The 16,441-nt window shown below is 71.9% G+C and carries 14 protein-coding genes; 6 read left to right on the top strand and 8 right to left on the bottom strand.

Going from position 1 to position 16,441, the window contains the following annotated elements:
• Positions 1–109 precede the first annotated feature (109 nt).
• The 3 genes from glnII to ACZ7LS_RS01395 form a co-directional block, all read right to left on the bottom strand.
• Complete coding sequence (gene glnII, locus ACZ7LS_RS01405) at positions 110–1,129, bottom strand: glutamine synthetase (RefSeq protein ID WP_382518654.1); 1,020 nt, start codon at positions 1,127–1,129, stop codon at positions 110–112.
• A 141-nt stretch (positions 1,130–1,270) separates the two neighbouring features.
• Positions 1,271–2,494 carry an ARPP-2 domain-containing protein gene (locus tag ACZ7LS_RS01400; RefSeq protein ID WP_385130138.1) on the bottom strand — a complete coding sequence of 408 codons (1,224 nt, stop codon included), beginning with the start codon at positions 2,492–2,494 and terminating at the stop codon, positions 1,271–1,273.
• Positions 2,491–4,182 (bottom strand): hypothetical protein, encoded by a 1,692-nt coding sequence (locus ACZ7LS_RS01395; protein ID WP_385130140.1) that lies wholly within the window; start codon positions 4,180–4,182, stop codon positions 2,491–2,493. The genes ACZ7LS_RS01400 and ACZ7LS_RS01395 overlap by 4 nt, the downstream gene beginning before the upstream one ends.
• A gap of 285 nt (positions 4,183–4,467) precedes the next feature.
• Between ACZ7LS_RS01395 and ACZ7LS_RS01390 the strand changes: the two genes are divergently transcribed.
• Both ACZ7LS_RS01390 and ACZ7LS_RS01385 read left to right on the top strand, forming a co-directional pair.
• Positions 4,468–5,370, top strand: coding sequence for a Gfo/Idh/MocA family protein (locus ACZ7LS_RS01390; protein ID WP_382664131.1), 903 nt, complete (start codon positions 4,468–4,470; stop codon positions 5,368–5,370).
• A gap of 160 nt (positions 5,371–5,530) precedes the next feature.
• On the top strand, positions 5,531–5,797 hold the full coding sequence (locus tag ACZ7LS_RS01385; protein WP_382518665.1) for a hypothetical protein: 267 nt from the start codon (positions 5,531–5,533) through the stop codon (positions 5,795–5,797).
• 317 nt (positions 5,798–6,114) lie between these two features.
• On the opposite strand, the gene ACZ7LS_RS01380 is transcribed toward ACZ7LS_RS01385, so the two are convergent.
• Positions 6,115–8,115, bottom strand: coding sequence for an SMI1/KNR4 family protein (locus ACZ7LS_RS01380; protein ID WP_385130143.1), 2,001 nt, complete (start codon positions 8,113–8,115; stop codon positions 6,115–6,117).
• Positions 8,116–8,273: 158 nt separating this feature from the next.
• On the opposite strand from ACZ7LS_RS01380, the gene ACZ7LS_RS01375 reads away from it, so the two are divergent.
• Positions 8,274–9,341 carry an NAD(P)/FAD-dependent oxidoreductase gene (locus tag ACZ7LS_RS01375; RefSeq protein ID WP_385130145.1) on the top strand — a complete coding sequence of 356 codons (1,068 nt, stop codon included), beginning with the start codon at positions 8,274–8,276 and terminating at the stop codon, positions 9,339–9,341.
• Between the two features lie 56 nt (positions 9,342–9,397).
• Here the strand turns inward: ACZ7LS_RS01375 and ACZ7LS_RS01370 are convergent, their stop codons facing one another.
• The 4 genes from ACZ7LS_RS01370 to nac form a co-directional block, all read right to left on the bottom strand.
• Positions 9,398–10,426, bottom strand: a complete 1,029-nt coding sequence (locus ACZ7LS_RS01370) for an L-idonate 5-dehydrogenase (protein ID WP_385130147.1) — start codon at positions 10,424–10,426, stop codon at positions 9,398–9,400.
• Positions 10,427–10,454: 28 nt separating this feature from the next.
• Complete coding sequence (locus tag ACZ7LS_RS01365) at positions 10,455–11,225, bottom strand: SDR family oxidoreductase (protein WP_382518675.1); 771 nt, start codon at positions 11,223–11,225, stop codon at positions 10,455–10,457.
• On the bottom strand, positions 11,222–12,274 hold the full coding sequence (locus ACZ7LS_RS01360; protein WP_385130150.1) for a 2-hydroxyacid dehydrogenase: 1,053 nt from the start codon (positions 12,272–12,274) through the stop codon (positions 11,222–11,224). The genes ACZ7LS_RS01365 and ACZ7LS_RS01360 overlap by 4 nt, the downstream gene beginning before the upstream one ends.
• Before the next feature lie 129 nt (positions 12,275–12,403).
• Positions 12,404–13,411 (bottom strand): nitrogen assimilation transcriptional regulator NAC, encoded by a 1,008-nt coding sequence (nac, locus tag ACZ7LS_RS01355; protein WP_385130152.1) that lies wholly within the window; start codon positions 13,409–13,411, stop codon positions 12,404–12,406.
• Between the two features lie 450 nt (positions 13,412–13,861).
• On the opposite strand from nac, the gene ACZ7LS_RS01350 reads away from it, so the two are divergent.
• The 3 genes from ACZ7LS_RS01350 (at position 13,862) to ACZ7LS_RS01340 (ending at position 16,419) form a co-directional block, all read left to right on the top strand.
• A complete protein-coding gene (locus ACZ7LS_RS01350) occupies positions 13,862–14,644 on the top strand; it encodes a LamB/YcsF family protein (protein WP_385130154.1) in 783 nt (260 codons plus the stop codon).
• A 100-nt stretch (positions 14,645–14,744) separates the two neighbouring features.
• Positions 14,745–15,440 carry a 5-oxoprolinase subunit B family protein gene (locus ACZ7LS_RS01345; RefSeq protein ID WP_385130197.1) on the top strand — a complete coding sequence of 232 codons (696 nt, stop codon included), beginning with the start codon at positions 14,745–14,747 and terminating at the stop codon, positions 15,438–15,440.
• Complete coding sequence (locus tag ACZ7LS_RS01340) at positions 15,433–16,419, top strand: 5-oxoprolinase subunit C family protein (RefSeq protein ID WP_382664115.1); 987 nt, start codon at positions 15,433–15,435, stop codon at positions 16,417–16,419. The genes ACZ7LS_RS01345 and ACZ7LS_RS01340 overlap by 8 nt, the downstream gene beginning before the upstream one ends.
• The last annotated feature ends 22 nt before the right edge of the window (positions 16,420–16,441 follow it).

Raw genomic sequence — 16,441 nt, 5'->3', positions numbered from 1 at the left:
CAGCCGGCACCGCGCGCCGTGGCCTGGCGGACGCGACGAGGGGGCGGCCGCCGGGTGGCGGCCGCCCCCTCGCGGAGTGCGGTGAGCTGAGTACGGGCGGGCCGACGGGTCAGACCTGGCCGGCCTTCTCCAGCGCGGAGCAGCAGGTGTCGACGATCAGCCGCGTCACCACGTACGGGTCGACGTTGGCGTTCGGGCGGCGGTCCTCGATGTACCCCTTGCCCTCCTGCTCGACCTGCCACGGGATACGGACCGATGCGCCGCGGTCGGAGACGCCGTAGCTGTACTCGTTCCACGGGGCGGTCTCGTGCAGTCCGGTCAGCCGGTCGTCGATGCCCGCGCCGTAGTTCTTGACGTGGTCCAGCGGCTTCGAGCCCTCGCCGAGCGACTCGCACGCGGTGATGATCGCGTCGTACCCCTCGCGCATCGCCTTGGTCGAGAAGTTGGTGTGCGCGCCCGCGCCGTTCCAGTCGCCCTTCACCGGCTTCGGGTCGAGCGTCGCGGACACGTCGAAGTCCTCGGCGGTGCGGTAGAGCAGCCAGCGGGCGATCCACAGCTGGTCCGCCACCTCCAGCGGCGCCAGCGGGCCGACCTGGAACTCCCACTGTCCCGGCATGACCTCGGCGTTGATGCCGGAGATGCCCAGACCCGCCTTGAGGCAGTTGTCGAGGTGCGCCTCGACGATGTCACGGCCGAAGATCTCGTCCGAGCCGACACCGCAGTAGTAGCCGCCCTGAGCGGCCGGGAAACCGCCCTCGGGGAAGCCCAGCGGACGGGCGCCCTTGAAGAAGGTGTACTCCTGCTCGATGCCGAAGATCGGCTCCTGGCCCGCGAACCGCCCCGCGACCTCGGTCAGCGCCGCACGCGTGTTGGACTCGTGCGGCGTCATGTCGATGTTCAGGACCTCGCACATGACGAGGACGTCATCGCCACCCCGGATCGGGTCGGGGCAGGAGAAGACCGGCTTGAGCACCCGGTCGGAGGCGTGGCCCTCGGCCTGGTTGGTGCTCGACCCGTCGAAGCCCCAGATGGGCAGCTCCGCGCCATCGTTGAGGATCTTCGTCTTCGAGCGCAGCTTGGCGGTCGGCTCGGTGCCGTCGATCCAGATGTACTCAGCCTTGAAGGTCACGGGCCTCATCCTTTGCGGGTGCAGCAGGTATGTCCCGAAGCTTCGCAATCCGCGATTTCCCGGCTGTTGCCCTTCTGTGAACCACGCGTTACTCAGGTTTCCTGTGTTTCGTTTCCCTCTGTTTCCGTCGTCCCGGTTGTTTCAGTTCTTTCGCTTCAGCAGCGCGCCGAATCCGGCGGCGTCGATCCTGCGCACCAGTTCGGCGTGGGTGGTGCCCAGCGCCTCGGCCGTACGGTCCAGCCGCCAGTCGTGGGCCGCCAGCCGGCTCAGCAGATGCCCGCGTCTGATCTGCGCGTCCGACAGCCGGAACGTCTTGAGATACGCCGTACGGCCCTTGTGGTCGCTGATGAGTTCACCGATGTGCTGCTCCGTCTCCGGCGTCCCGGCGCCGGGCCGGTGGAACGGCGGCAGGAAGCGGTGCAGTTCGTACGAGCCCATGCGGTACACCCGTTCGAAGGAGTAGGACGTGGTGAGGAGTTCACGGGCGAACAGTGCCTCGTGCGCCTCGCTCCACGCCCGCTCCTGCGCCCGCGCCGCCGCCCGCAGATCGGCCAGCGTCTCCAGCCACCGCCCGTCGCGGACGCGCGCCTCGAACTCCGGCACCGGGCCCCCGAAGAACGCGTACTGGTACACCAGTTCCCCGTACATGTCCTGCAAGAGTGTCGGGTGCAGAAGGCGGTAGTCCTCGGGGTGCGGCACGACGAACGCGGCGGCGAGCGAATCCGCCGTGTACACCATCACCCCGCACTGCCCGGGATGGATCTCGAACACGCGCAGCGCGTCCGCGAGCCCCCGGACACTCAGGCCGAGACAGGCGTCCTCGGCGCGCGGCGACAGCCCCTGCTGTACCGCCTGCCGGGACCACTCGTCCCAGGCGATGGACGGTCCGCCGAAGTGCAGCGCGAGATAGCCCTCCATCGCCAGATGGAGCGGCAGGAACCGGCAACGGGTGGTCGAGGCGCTCTTTCCGGCGCCGTTCCTTCCGGCACCGCCCTTCCGGGCTTTCGCGCGCTTCACCATCCGGTGGTGACGGCGTACGGGCACGGTCTCGGGCCGGAAGTCTTCCTGGGCCGCGCCGTTCTCGCCGGCGTTGCCGTTCCGGGCCTCGCCGTTCCGGGGGGCGAACTGGGTGCCGTACGCGGCTTCCTGGCCGCCGTCGCCCGACCAGTCGGCGACGAATCCGTGCGGAATGTACGAGACATAACGGGTGCGCGGAGCCACCTGGACCTCGCCGAAGGCGCCGTAGATCTCGGGGTGCAGCCGCAGACCGGGCATCGGCTCCTCGCGCACCAGGGGCACGAGACGGACACCGCCCCAGACCTGGGCGGGACGCGTGGTCAGGCCGGTGAGATCGAGCCGGGTCATCGTGATCGCCCCTCCGGCGCCGTCGAGTCGGAAGCCGGCTCGTCCCTCTCGTTCGTATCGCCCCTCTCGCCCCTCTCGCCCCTCTCGTCCGTATCGTCCGGCTCATCCGGCTCACCCGTCTCAGCCGTCTCAGCCGTCTCACCGGGAAAGCGGCAGAACAGATCGTCGTCCACGAACCGCCGTACGCGCCCGTCCAGATACGCCCGCAGTTCGGCCAGTCCCGTACGGCCCTCCGCGAACTGCGCGATCTCCACCAGCGCCGGCAGATCCTCGGCGTCCCGTATCCCCGCCGTCGGGACGCTCGCGGACAGCCGGCGTACGTCAAATCCGTCCGCGTCGTATACAGGGTTCAGATGAACCACACTCGTCCTCCCCTCCCGGTCGAGCCGGGTACGCCAGACCCGGAGCACTTCCCCCGCCAGCCCCGGAGGGGCGTTGTCCCAGCCGTCCGAGACGATGACGAGCCGGTCGGGCGCGAACTCAAGCGCGTCGATGATCCGGGTGCCGAGCGGCGTCGGTCCGTAGGGGCGCACCAGAAGCGGATCGGTGCCTCCCGAGGTCCAGAACGCGGCGTACGCCCCCGGCGCCGCCAGCGCCTCCAACAGAAAGTGGCAGGCCAGAGCGGTCCCGAGCGGACGGCGGCGCTTCTCGCCCGAGCCGGACGAGGAGTAGCTGTCGTCCAGTACGGCGGCGACGCGCCCCCAGGTGTGGCGGTGCGGCCCGGCCACGCGCAGCGCCGCCGTACGCAGCGCGCGCGTCAGCCCGGCCCGGCGGGCGACCCGCTCGTCCGGCGCCAGTGACAGGACGTACAGCGCGAGCCGGGTCAGCGGCATGACGGTCAGATCGGTCCGGCGTGCGGTCCCCGCGGCGCGCTCCGTCCGCAGCCGCTCCAGCCGGGTCATCCGGTGCCCGATCCGCTCCAGGAACGCGTCGCGCGCGATGCCGTGCCTGGCCGCGAACCCCTCGGCCACGGTGAACGGCAGCTCGTAGAGCGCGCCCTGTTCGAAGTGAGCGCGACGGTACGCGTCGAGGAGCCGGTGGCCGTAGCGCGCGCGGCGGCCGGGCGAGAAGAGGAAGTCACCGATCTCGTCCGAAGGGGGCGCGGACGCCGGGCCGCGGCGCGCCGGGCTGCCGAACGGCGGGCTGCCGTCCGACGGGCTGCCGAGTGCCGGACGCCCGAGTGCCGGACGGCCCAGTGCCGGACGGCCGAGCGGCAGATGGAAGTGGCGCGCCGCTGACGTGAGACCGCCCCGGTACTTCACCGCGTCGTGCGCCAGATCCGGCCGGGCCGCCAGCCAGTCACGCAGGATCGCGCGCGTACGGCGGTTGCCGATCCCGGCGGCCCGCAGGTTGCGGAACAGCCGGTAGACGCGCTGCGGCGGCAGCCGTGTCAGCCGGGCCGCGATCAGCCGCCCCTCCGCGCGCTTCTCCTCCGCGCTCGCCTCGCCCGGTGTCCGCAGCAACTGCTCGATGATCAGGGCGGCGTTGTGGTCGTTGATGTCGAGCGCGAGCGCGGCGGCGTACACCGGGCGGTAGTTGACGCGTACGTACTCGTGCAGGAAGCCGAGCGAGAGCCGTTGGGCGCGAGCGTCGGAACGGAACTCACGCTGCCCCGTCGCCGTGACGGCGGCGTTCACGAAGAGCAGTACGTCCTCGGCCGCGATCAGATCGGCGAAGGTCTCCGCCATGGTTCTCCCCCCGGAGGATGGATGCCGGCCGGGGAATGGAGGCGCGAACAGCGAAATCACTGCTTCAGAGGCACGTCCCGGAAGTCGCACCGGAGGCCCGCGGCCGGCCTGTGCAACGTAACACCGGCCCCTGCCCGCCCGCCCACTGGTTTTCGCGCCGCCCTCGACGTACCGCCTTCGACGGCACCGTCCTTGACGCACCGTCCCTGACGCACCGTCCCTGACGAAACCGCCGCCGACTCGTGAGCGCCGACTCCCGAGCACCGACACGGCACACTGGCCGTCATGAGCAAGCTACGCATCGGACTCCTCGGCACCGGCCCCTGGGCGGAGCGCACCCACGCCCCCGCACTCGCCGCCCATCCCGGACTCGAACTCAGCGGCGTCTGGGGGCGGCGCCCCGAGGCGGCCGCGGCTCTCGCCGCCGCCCACGACACCACGGCCCACTCGGGCGAGGTCGGCCTCGACGCGCTCTTCGCCGAGAGCGACGCCGTCGCGTTCGCCCTGCCGCCCGACATCCAGGCCCCGCTCGCGGCGCGCGCCGCCGCGGCGGGCTGCCATCTCCTCCTGGACAAACCGGTCGCGACGACCGTGGCGGGCGCCCGCGAGGTGGCGGACGCGGTGGCGGCCGGCGGGGTCGCGTCCGTCGTCTTCTGCACGCTGCGCTTCGCGGCGGGCACCGTGGGCTGGCTCGGCGAGCAGAGCGCGAAGGGCGGCTGGTTCACCGCCCACGCGTACTGGCTCGGCGCCCTCTACTCGCCGGGCAGCGAGACCAGCCCGTACGCCGACTCCCCCTGGCGCCGTGAGAAGGGCGGCCTCTGGGACGTCGGGCCGCACGCGCTGTCCGTGCTGATCCCGGTGCTCGGCGACGTGACCGAGGTGACGGCGGTACGCACCGAGCCGGACCTCACCCACCTGGTGCTGCGTCATGTGTCCGGCGCGGCCAGCTCGGTGGCGGTGAGCCTGAGCGCGCCGAAGGCGGGCGCGGGTACGGGGATCGAACTCCGGGGCCGGCACGGCACGGCGACGCTGCCGGAGAACTGGGGCGACCCGGTCACCTCGTTCGGGGCGGCGGCCGACGCGCTGCTTGAGTCGGTCCGTACGGGCCGGCCGCACGCCTGCGACGTACGGTTCGGGCTCCGGCTGACGGAGATCCTGGCGGAGGCCGAGCAGCGGTTGAACGTCTAGGACGTGTCTTCGAGATCCCACCGGGGCCCGGTCGGCCGGTGCCGGACCGACCGGCCGATTCACCCGCTCACATAGCCTCTGGCCAGGGGCGATTGTCAGTGGGGGGCGGTAAAATGGAGGTAGTTCGTGAGGGAACAACCACCGCGCCGGGAGGTCGCCGATGGCCGTTGCCACCATGCCGACGAAACCCTTCGAGAGTCAGCCAGCCCTCAAGCGCAAGCCACTGCCCGCGGGTCAGCCCCGTGAGTGGTACGAGACCCATAACCGCCGCCTCAAGGCCATGCGCCTCGCCATCGCCCTGCTCGACTCGGGCGTGTACCACCCGGCGAACGCGAACAACGGCAGGATACGGAGGACGGCGGCCCGGATCGGGATCCACCCGCCGTCGGACACCACCTGCCGCATGGTGCGAACCCTGATCGGATAGAGCCTGTCCGGACTAGGGCCCGGACTCGGACCCGGGTTCGCGCCCGAGTCCGAGTCCGAGTCCGAGTCCGGGTTTCCGGTACTAGTCCGGCATTGTGCTCCGCCCGGCTTCCCTCCCCGCCTCTGGGGAAGGAGCCGGGCCGGGGCATCGTCGGTCCCCAGCGGTCAGCTCAAGACCCGGTCAGGACCGGGGCTGCCGCACGCTCGTCGTCGGTCGCCCGCCGGCGCCATCGCACCTCGCCGTCATGCCGTTCACCGTTCGCTGCGGGCCCAACGGCCGTGGCGACGGCGGCGGATGCCCCGTCGTACTGACCGAGGTCATGACGGCGCGATCGCGTGCAGCCGTCCGTGGCGGATCGCGAAGCGTGGCAGGGAGACGCCGAACACTCCCGCGATGGCGTCGAGACTCTCATACTCGTCATCGGGATCCAGGGCCCAACTGTCCCCCGTGCTGAGGCTTGAGACGTCGTCCGAGGTGTCGTCCGCCTCGTCGTGCGCGTCCTCGCCCCAGCCGGGCCCCGCGTCCGGGAAGAGATGCCCGGGGGCGAGCGCGTCAGGAATCTCCCCCCACTCCTCGATCTCGCCGTCGCGCACGGTGAACCCGTACACGCGCTCGCCGTCCTCCGCGTAGGAGAAGTGGAAGACGCCGGGGAGCGCCGCGGACCGGCCGCCGCGCTCGCACCACACCGTCACCGATTCCGTGCCCCGTGACAGCGCCTCGCTCGTTGGTTCCGTACCGTTCAGCCCGCTCTCGAACGCGAAGCTCCAGTTCTCCTCGCTCGTTCCCTTACCTTCACCCCCGTCCCCGCACGATCCGATGCGTATCGCCTGTCCCGCCTCCGACTCGTCGCACGGCGCCAGCAGCGGTCCGCGGCCGATCCGTTCGGCCAGCTCCCGCGGCGGGACGCCGTGGACGAGGACGAAGCGGTAGGCGTCCGGTGCCGAAGGCCCGGTGTCCTCGGCGAGCCAGCCGAGCCCGTCCGCTCTCACCCGGGCGGCCTCCCGCTCCCCGCCGCCGTTCGCCGTGCTCCGGCCGCCACCGGCACCGGCACGGGGCGTCTCCAGGAGGTACCGCCCGCGCTCCGCGGTGATCACCGGCCCGAGGAGCGGATCGGCGAGCAGCCCGACGGGAGCCAGGTGGTCCTCGCCGTACGGCTCCCAGTCGGCCACGGCACCCGCCACCGTGCGCCACGCGCCGTCCGTATCGCCCCAGCGTGCCTGTTCACGCGCCGAGGCGACCGCGTCGCCGAAGGGCCCGGGAGCCTCGTAGCGGAACGTCCGCTCATCGATCTCCCGCAGCAGGGCCAGCGCCTGCTTCCGGTCGTCCCCGTCATGGCCATGTCCGTCGGAGGACCGGAGGAACTCCGCCTCGTCATGGCCCGCCCCGTCCGCCAGGCCCGCCCGGAGGTGGTCCAGCGCGGCCAGCGGCAGAAGCTCGCGCGCGTACAGCGGATCGTCCAGCCGCCCGACGACACAGGAAGCCGGCGATCCGCCGACCGCGACCCCGGCCCGGACGCCGACCCCGACCCCGGCCCGGACGCCAACCGCGACCCCGGCCCGGACGCCGGCCCCACCCCCGCCGTTCAGCATCGCCTCCAACTGCACCCGCAGCGCCTGGGCCCGGGGCCGGCCGCACTCGGCCGCCTCGCTGAGCAGTTCGAGCGCGCCGTCGATGTCCTCGCCGTCCAGACACGCCAGCCGGGCCTCCTCGACATCGGCGTCGAGCTCGCGCGTCGTCTCGTTCGCGAACCCGGGCGTGTCCGCGTGCGCGCGGTGGAACTCCCGGAACAGGGCCTGCATGAGATCCATGAACGACCCGTGGCGCTCGGGCCGTTCGCCGCCCGCCCCGCCCCGGTGGAGATAGGCGGCCCACTCCCCGTCGGCGTCCGGATCGCCGGGGTCGAGGAGAACCTCGACCCCGGCGGGGTCGGCGGACAACCGCAGCGCCCTGCCCCACATACCCGCCCTGAGCACCTCCTCCTCTGAGGCATGCTCGGTCAACGCGCCCTCGTGGAGCGCCTGAAGGCCGTCCGGATCCCCGTACCAGTGCACGCCCTCCGCCGCGCCCACCCGGCCGACCGGCGTCCCCGCGGGCCGCCACCCGTCGGTGGTCGCCAGAAACGAGCGGTAGGTGGGCGGCAGCGTCACCCCCAACCGCTCCTCCAGCTCACCGATCCGGTTCTCCCCGGCGGCCGGGAACCCCAGCCACCGGTCCCGGAGGACCGTCTCGGCCATGTCCCCACGCTCCCGCGCGCCGGGTGAGTCGAGCCAGTCCGCACTCCACCGCTCAAGGAAGGGGCGCCAGTTGTAGGTCTTCATGTGGTCATGGTGCCAGCGCCCACTGACAACGGACACCCGCCTCCGTCCGGACGCGCCTCCGGTACGAGGCCCTCTCCTTCTTTGCCGAATCGGCAAGCTGGTTTGTCAAAAGCGCGGCACGGGCGGACCATCTCCAGTGAACGGAGGTAATAGCGCATATGAATGATCAAACACGGCATAACGGAATCATCACCCCCAGGACCGGGGAGCGCCGCCATGACGTCGTGGTCGTGGGCGGGGGAGCGGCCGGGCTGAGCGGGGCGCTGGCCCTGGCGCGGGCGCGGCGGTCGGTACTGGTGATCGACGGGGGCCGGCCGCGCAACGCCCCGGCGTCCCACGTCCACAACTTCCTGACGCGTGACGGCACACCCCCTTCGGAGCTGCTGGCCGCAGGCCGCGCGGAGGTGACCGGTTACGGCGGCGAGATCATCACGGCTGACGCCGTGGCGGCCGAGCGCCTGGAGACCGGCGGCTTCCGAGTCGCCCTGGCGGACGGGACGACCGTCCTGGCGCGGCGGCTGCTGGTGACCACCGGCCTGGTCGACGAACTGCCGCCGGTGCCCGGCCTGGCCGAACGGTGGGGACGCGAGGTGCTGCACTGCCCGTACTGCCACGGCTGGGAGGTACGCGACCAGCCGCTCGGCGTCCTCGCCACCGGCCCGTTCGCCGCCCACCAGGCACTGATGTGGCGGCAGTGGAGCGATGAGGTGACGTTGTTCCTGCACACCGGGCCCGAGCCGGACGAGGAGGAGTACGAGCAGCTCGCCGCCCGCGGCATCGCGGTGGTGGACGGCGAGGTGACCGGCCTTGAGGTGACGGACGACCGGCTCACCGGCGTCACCCTGGCCGGCGGACGGACGATTCCCCTCCGGGCCCTGGTGGTCGCACCGCGCTTCACCGCCCGCGCGGACCTCCTCACGGGCCTGGGCCTGACCCCCGTCCAGCAGGAGAGGGCCGGCGAGGTGATCGGCTCGTACATCGCCGCCGACCCGGTCGGCGCGACGGCCGTGCCCGGCGTTTGGGTGGCGGGCAACGCCAAGGATCTGATGGAGCAGGTCGTGGGAGCCGCCGCCTCGGGTGTACGCGCCGCCCTGGCGATCAACGGCGACCTGACGGCGGAAGACACCCGCCGCGCTGTCGCCGCCCGCCGCGATCCGTTCTCCCCGAGGCGGGAAAGGGAAGCGGCGGAGCACCGCATGCGCGCCGGCTCCCGGCCCGGCCTCTGACCCGGAGGGCGGCTCAAGAACCGCCGAGCCGCGCTTCCGCGGCCCGAGCCCCTTCGTCAGGCGCCCGTCAGATCCAGGAGGACCTTGGAGGCGACGGCCCGGTCGTGGGCGATGTCGAAGGCGGCGCGGGCCTCGCTGAGGGGGAAGGTGTGGGTCACGATCGCGTCGACGGGCAGGCCCTGGGCCAGCAGACCGATCGCCTCGTCGAACTCGGAGTCGAAGCGGAAGGCGCCCCGGAGCTGCAGTTCGCGGGTGACGGCGGTATTGCCCAGCAGGGGCACCTCGCCTGGGGGCAGCAGACCGAGGAGTACGACGGTGCCCCCGCGGCGCACCCGTTCGACGCAGCCGCGCAGACCCGCGGGCGCGCCGGACGCCTCGACGGCGATGTCGAACGGGTCCCTCCACGCGCCGTCGTCGGGACCGCCCACCCGTAGCGTCGCGGTGGCTCCGGACGCGGCGGCGATGCGCAGGGGGGTGTCGAGGAGGTCGCTCACGACGACCTCGGCGGCGCCCCTGTGCCGCAGAACGGCCGTGACCAGGCAGCCGATCGGGCCCGCGCCGGTGACCAGGACCCGCTTGCCCGTCACGTCACCGGCCCGGTGCACGGCGTGCAGGGCCACCGACAGGGGTTCGGCCAGGACGGCGCGGCGCAGATCGAGTTCCGGCGGCAACGGGCGGATCTGCGCCGCGGGGACGGTGACGCGCTGGGCGAAGCCGCCCTGGACGTGGGGCGTACGGGCGGCGCTGCCGAGGTAGCGGGCGTTGGCGCAGATGTTGCGGCGGCCCGCCGCGCACTCGGGGCAGTCGTCGCACGGTGTGGCGGGGTGGACGGCCACCGGCCTTCCGACGGCCGGTCCCTCGCCGTCGGAACCCGGGGCGGCGACATGGCCGACGACCTCGTGTCCGAGCACCATGGGCTCCCGTACGGTGAAGTCGCCCACCCTGCCGTGACGGTAGTAGTGCAGATCCGATCCGCAGATTCCGCCGAGGGCGACGGCGACGGTCACCTGGCCGGGGCCGGGCGGGGCGGGGGAGCGGTGTTCGACCCGGAGGTCTCCCGCCGCGTGGACGACGCAGGCTCGCATGGTGGACTTCCTTCCGTTGCGGCGTCCGTCACAGGACGGAGAGCATGCCGCCGTCGACGTAGAGCACCTGTCCGTTGACGAAGTCGGACGCGGGGGAGGACAGGAAGACGAGGGCGCCCACGAGGTCTTCGACGGCGCCCCAGCGGCCCGCCGGTGTACGCGCGCGGACCCAGGCGCTGAACTCCTCGTCGGCCACGAGCGCCGAGGTGAGTTCGGTGGCGAAGTAGCCGGGGCCGATGCCGTTGACCTGGATGCCCAGCGGGCCCAGGTCGGCGCACATGCCCTTGGTGAGCATCTTCAGGCCGCCCTTGGTGGCGGAGTAGGCGGCGATACCGGGCCTGACCACTTCGCTCTGCAGCGAGCAGATGTTGATGATCTTGCCGTGGCGTCGGGGCGCCATCCGCCGTGCGACCTCGCGTCCCACCAGGAAGGCGCTGGTGAGGTTGGTGTCGAGGAGACGGTGCCAGTCGTCGTCGGTGAACTCCAGGATGGAGGCGCGCTGTTGGACCCCGGTGTTGTTCACCAGGATGTCGATCGGCCCGGTCTCCTCCTCGATGCGAGCGATGGCGGCGCTGACGGCCGCCGGGTCCGTCACATCGAAGGCGGCGGTCCGTACGCGGTTCCCGAAGGAGGCCGCGAGTTCCGTGGCCGTCGCCTGGAGGGCCGTGATGTTCCGTCCGTTGAGGACGACCGTACAGCCGGCCTCCAGCAGGCCCTTGGCCAGCGCCTTGCCGATGCCCCGGCTGGAGCCGGTGACCAGGGCTGTCCTGCCGGTGATGTCGAACAGCGGGTGGCTCATGAGCGCGCTCCGGCGTTGCCCGCTGTGCCGGTGGGGGTATGGGCGGCGGGCGCGGCGGGGGTGCCGGCGGGGGTGCCCGGCACCGCCGGGGTGCCGGGGAGCGGGGTCCTGGCGGGCCGTCCGGCGAGTACGTCGAGGATGTTGTCGACCGCCCTGTCGACCATGGCGGCCCGCGTGGCCTCGGTGGCCGACCCGATGTGGGGCAGCGCGACGATATGCGGCTCCGCCACCAGCGGCGACAACTCCGTTCCCATCGGCTCGCGTTCGAAGACGTCGAGCCCGGCGGAGTGCAACCGTCCGTCCCGGACGGCCTGGAGCAGGGCCTCCTCGTCGACGACACCGCCGCGTGAGGTGCTGACGAGCGTGGCCGTGGGCTTCATCGCGGCCAGTTCGCGGGCCGAGATCAGGTGCCGCGTCTCCTCGGTGAGCGGCACGTGCAGCGACACGATGTCGGACTCGGCCAGCAGCGTGGCCAGATCCACCGAGGCCGACAGGCCGTCGTCGGGGGCGTAGGGGTCGTGGTGGAGCACGCGCATACCGAACCCGTGGGCCCGGCGGGCCACAGCCCGGCCGATCTGTCCGTAGCCGATCAGACCGAGAGTGGCCGCGTGAACGTCCAGGCCGAGGTAGTCGTGCATCCGGAACAGATCCCAGGAGCCGTTCGCGAGGCTCGCTCCGGCGGCGCCGAGCCGACGACGGGCGGCCAGGATCAGGGCGAAGGTGAGGTCGGCGGTGGTCTCCGCGAGCACGCGGGGGGTGTGGGTGACGACGATGCCGCGCTCGGCCGCGGCGGCCCGGTCGACCTGGTCGAAACCCATGCTCGCCAGCGAGATGACACGCAGCGAGGGACCCGCCGCGTCCATCAGCGCGCCGTCCACCGGGTCGTTCCCCAGCGCCAGAACGCCACTCGCCCCGGGGGCGAGCGCGGCGAGGTCCCCGGATCCCGGCTTCGCGGCCCCGGGCCAGGCCACCACGTCCGCGGCCTCGGACAAGCGCTCCAGGCCGCGGCCGGGCAGGATTTCACGGGTGGTCAGGACACGCCTTTTCATCTATGCCTCCACGGACGAGGTCTCCGGTGACGAGCCGGGCGTTGTCCACCGGGCGACTGGTTCCGAGAAAGCTAGCCGGGGTGGTCACCGGAAACAAATAGCGGATTCGTCTGACGCTATTGGCGATTCTTATTCTCCGCGGGGGGCCGGATTCTCCCCGGGGGCCGGATTCTTCGCGGCGGCCGGATTCTCGCCCGGGACCGGAATCCCGCCGGCGGCCGGAATCCCGCCGGGGGACCCGTCAAAGGTGGTGATCAGTTCGAGAAAGAGATCGTGCACCGCCAGGGCGGGCTCCGAGAGGGGCTGATTGTCCGAGGTGACCAGTGACAGCTTGACCTGGATGACGGGGTCCACGATGCGGCGCACGGACAGGGAGCGCACGTCGAGGATGGCGCGCGCCGCCGACCAGGGCAGGATCGTCGCGCCCAGGCCCGCGTCCACGGCGTTGACGAGCGTCAGCGCGGATTCGACCTCGCCCACCACGTTCAGCTGGAGCGACGCCTGCTGGAAGGCGGCGTCCACGACCTGCCGGATCGTATGGATACGGCTGGGGAGCAGCAGGGGCACGCTCGTCAGTTCCGCCAGGTTCACCTCGCCCTGCCCCGACGGCGCCGTATCGCCGGGTGCGCCGATCAGGAACAGGTCCTCCGTACGTACGGGCTCGAACTGCACACCCCGCGGCGGCCCGGCCCCGTAGATGAACGCCATGTCCATCCGGCCCGTCATGATCGCTTCGCTGATCACGCCGCCGAAGTTCTCGTTGATGTGCAGCAGGATGTCCGGATAGCGCTCGCGCACGCTCTTGAGCAGCGGCAACGCGAGTGCCGCGCCCAGGCTGTACGGCGCGAGCCCCACCGACACGCTGCCCGCGGGAGCCCGGCCGGAGGCCCCGACGGCGGCGTGCGCGAGGTCCACTTGGCGCAGGATCAACTGAGCGTGCCGGTACAGCGCCCGGCCCGCCTCCGTCGGGGCGACCCCACGCTTGCTGCGGATCAGCAGTTGCTGCCCGAACTGCGCCTCCAGCGCCGACAGTTGCTGACTGAGCGCGGGCTGCGCGATATGCAGGATGTCGGCCGCCCGCGTGATGCTCCCCGCGTCGATGATCTTGATGAACGAGTACAGACGCCTGGTGTCCATGCGCGGCCTTCCCTGGGGAGCGGAGCCTCATCGTAGGGAGGGGCCACCGCGATGCACAGCCCTGACGAGTCCCGGGTGTGAGGTGGGTCATAGCCGTTTGTGATAACGCCAGATCGAATGCATATTGGCGGTCACGCGAGCAGCGCATTAAGTTGTGCGGAACATCCAGCCGGAACCGCCCGGCCGAGTCGAACCGCCCGGCCGGGTCGACGTGAGTCGGTGCCGAGGGATTCCGCCCGCTCGCGATCACTTTTTACGTCCGGGAAACGCGGATCCTTTCCGGGATATCACGAAGACGTGATGGCATCCCGCTTCAGGTAATCCCCCTCAGGTATCCCCGTTCACGTATCCGCTTCGGGCAGCTCGTTTCAGGTATCTCCTTCCCCGCATCCCCAGCCCAGCATCCCCAGCCCAGCATCCCCATCCCCGCATTCCCTCCCGGAGGACGTCATGACTCCCATGGTTGATCTCGTCGCCGATCTCGGTGAGGGATTCGGCGCCTACACGATGGGCGACGACGAAGCCCTTCTGGAGACGCTGACCTCCGCCAACGTGGCCTGCGGGTTCCATGCCGGTGATCCGCGCATCATGGACGCCACCGTCCGGCACTGCGTGGCGAAGCGGGTGGCCGTGGGGGCCCATCCGAGCTTTCCCGACCTGGTCGGCTTCGGCCGCCGCGCGATGGACCTCACCCCCGAGGAGGTCCGTACGGATGTGCTGTACCAGATCGGTGCCCTCCAGGCGTTCGCCGTCGCGCACGGCACCCGGGTGCGCCACGTCGCCCCGCACGGACGGCTGGGCAATCTGGTCGCCGTCCGGCCCGACTACGCCCGTGCCGTCGTGGAAGCCGTCGCCTCCCTGGACGAATCGCTGATCATCCTCGCGCAGGACGGCGAGCTGGCCGACGCCGCCCGCGTCCATGGCCTGCGCGTGGGCATCGTCGGCATCGCCGACCGCGCGTACCGCGCCGACGGGACGCTCGTGCCCCGCTCCGAACCCGGCGCGGTGATCCACGAACCGGACGAGGTCTCCCGGCGGACGCTGCGGATGGTCACCGAAGGCGTCATCCGCGGCGTCGACGGCACGGACGTCCCCGTCACCTGCGACACCGTGCTGCTGCACGGGGACAGCCCCGGAGCGATCGCGCTGGCCGGCCGCGTCCGCGAGGGACTCCTCGCCGCCGGTGTCGCGATCACCTCGCTCGACGCGGTGCTGAGCGGTAAGGGCGTCTGACATGAACAGCCGAGCGAGCCAGGCAGAAAAAGCAGACCGAGCAGACCGAGCAGACCGAGCAGACCGAGAAGGCCGGGCAAGCCGGGCGAGCGGGGTAACGATCACGGACTGCGGCGACTCCGCCCTGATCGCCAAGGCCGTGGGCCTGGAGGCCGAAGACGGCTGGCGGCTCGTCCACGCCCTGGCCGACGCCCTCGACGCCGTCCGGCTCAGCGGCGTCCGCGATGTGGTGCCCACCTACGACGCCCTGCTCGTGGAGTTCGACTGCGCCGACACCGACCACGACACCGTCAGGCGGGTCCTGTCGCACGAAGCGGCCCGCCTCGGGCCGCACCCCGCGAGGACGGCGCCGCCCCGGCGCTTTGTCGTACCCGTCGTCTACGGCGGCGAGTACGGGCCCGATCTGCCCGAGGTGGCCGCCCACCTCGGCCTGGCCGAGAGCGAGGTCGTCGCCCTCCACTCCGGGGCCGATCTCACCGTGCGCTGCCTCGGCGCGCCCGCGGGCGCGCCGATGATGGACGGGCCGCCGTTCCCCGGGCCGGTGCCGCGCCTGGGGTCGCCCCGTACCCGCGTCGATCCCGGCTCGGTCGCCGTCGCCGGCCGGCAGGCGGTGATCTGTCCCATGCCCTCGCCCGGCGGCTGGCCGCTCCTCGGCCGCACCCCCGTGCGCGTCCTCGACCCGCACCGCGATCCGATCACCGCCTACCGGCCCGGCGACACCTTCCGCTTCGTCCCCATCACGCCCGACCAGTGGGACGGTTACGCCGATACGGCCCTGGCGGCGTGTCATGGCTGAGACCCTCACGATCCGGACCGCGGGCATCGTCACGGTGCAGGATCTCGGCCGCGTCGGCCGCTCCCGTTACGGTCTGCCCTCCAACGGAGCCGCCGACCAGCACTCGGCGCGCGTCGCCAACGTCCTGTGCGACAACGACGAGCGCGCCCCGCTGCTGGAGATCACCGCTCTCGACTTCGCGTGTGTTCCCTCCGGCGACATCCTCGTCGCCGTGACCGGCGCGCCCGCCGACGTGACCGTCGCAGGAGGGGCCCGCCCGCAGTGGGAACCGGTTCCCGTACGCGCCGGAGAGACCATCCGTATCACCGGCATCCGGCGGGGCCTGCGCGTCTATCTGGCCGTACTCGGTTCGTTCGAAGCGGACTACCTTCAGGGCAGCTGCGCTCCCGACACCGTTCTGGGCTTCGGCCCCGCCCTGCGAAGCGGCGACCGACTCGTCCTGCGTACGGTCTGCCCGCCCCTCGACCACCCCTTCTCGCGGATCCCGCTGTTCCGTCTGCACGCACCCGTCCCCCCGTTCCCCACCGCCTGGACCATCGACGTCACCGACGGCCCCGACCGGGCAGAGTTCGGGGACACGGGGGCCCGCCTGTTCGACGCCCCCTTCACCGTCAGCCCGCGCAGCAATCACATCGGTCTGCGGCTCGGGGGCGAGGTGCCCCGCCGTGTCACCCAGGGCGAGGTGCTCTCCCGCGGCGTCCCCATCGGCGCCGTCGAAGTACCGGCGGGGGACGAACTGCTCGTGCTGCACCGCGGCCGCGGCGTCACGGCCGGCTATCCCGTCCTCGCCGTCGTCACCGCCACCGGTCTGTCCGACCTGGGGCAGGTACGCCCGGGGCAGACCATCCGTTTCCGCCACCGCACCCTCGGCCAGGCGGTCATCGCCCACCGCGCGCGACGCCACGCCATCGACGCCCTGAGAACCCGGGTCCGCACGGCCTTCGCCACCCTGCGCATTCGCGCTCCCGTCGGCGGCTGAGTTCCCCGACCCCGCTCAGCCG

This window comes from Streptomyces sp. NPDC039430 (assembly GCF_055639435.1).
Note: the sequence above shows the minus strand (reverse complement) of the source record. Positions and strands in the feature narration are given on the sequence as shown.

What these genes read in the sequence shown, in the direction of transcription:
- ACZ7LS_RS01400 (WP_385130138.1), bottom strand. Translation starts at nt 2,494, where the DNA reads ATGACCCGGCTCGATCTCACCGGCCTGACCACGCGTCCCGCCCAGGTC.
- ACZ7LS_RS01395 (WP_385130140.1), bottom strand. Translation starts at nt 4,182, where the DNA reads ATGGCGGAGACCTTCGCCGATCTGATCGCGGCCGAGGACGTACTGCTC.
- ACZ7LS_RS01390 (WP_382664131.1), top strand. Translation starts at nt 4,468, where the DNA reads ATGAGCAAGCTACGCATCGGACTCCTCGGCACCGGCCCCTGGGCGGAG.
- ACZ7LS_RS01385 (WP_382518665.1), top strand. Translation starts at nt 5,531, where the DNA reads ATGGCCGTTGCCACCATGCCGACGAAACCCTTCGAGAGTCAGCCAGCC.
- ACZ7LS_RS01380 (WP_385130143.1), bottom strand. Translation starts at nt 8,115, where the DNA reads ATGAAGACCTACAACTGGCGCCCCTTCCTTGAGCGGTGGAGTGCGGAC.
- ACZ7LS_RS01375 (WP_385130145.1), top strand. Translation starts at nt 8,274, where the DNA reads ATGAATGATCAAACACGGCATAACGGAATCATCACCCCCAGGACCGGG.
- ACZ7LS_RS01370 (WP_385130147.1), bottom strand. Translation starts at nt 10,426, where the DNA reads ATGCGAGCCTGCGTCGTCCACGCGGCGGGAGACCTCCGGGTCGAACAC.
- ACZ7LS_RS01365 (WP_382518675.1), bottom strand. Translation starts at nt 11,225, where the DNA reads ATGAGCCACCCGCTGTTCGACATCACCGGCAGGACAGCCCTGGTCACC.
- ACZ7LS_RS01360 (WP_385130150.1), bottom strand. Translation starts at nt 12,274, where the DNA reads ATGAAAAGGCGTGTCCTGACCACCCGTGAAATCCTGCCCGGCCGCGGC.
- nac (WP_385130152.1), bottom strand. Translation starts at nt 13,411, where the DNA reads ATGGACACCAGGCGTCTGTACTCGTTCATCAAGATCATCGACGCGGGG.
- ACZ7LS_RS01350 (WP_385130154.1), top strand. Translation starts at nt 13,862, where the DNA reads ATGACTCCCATGGTTGATCTCGTCGCCGATCTCGGTGAGGGATTCGGC.
- ACZ7LS_RS01340 (WP_382664115.1), top strand. Translation starts at nt 15,433, where the DNA reads ATGGCTGAGACCCTCACGATCCGGACCGCGGGCATCGTCACGGTGCAG.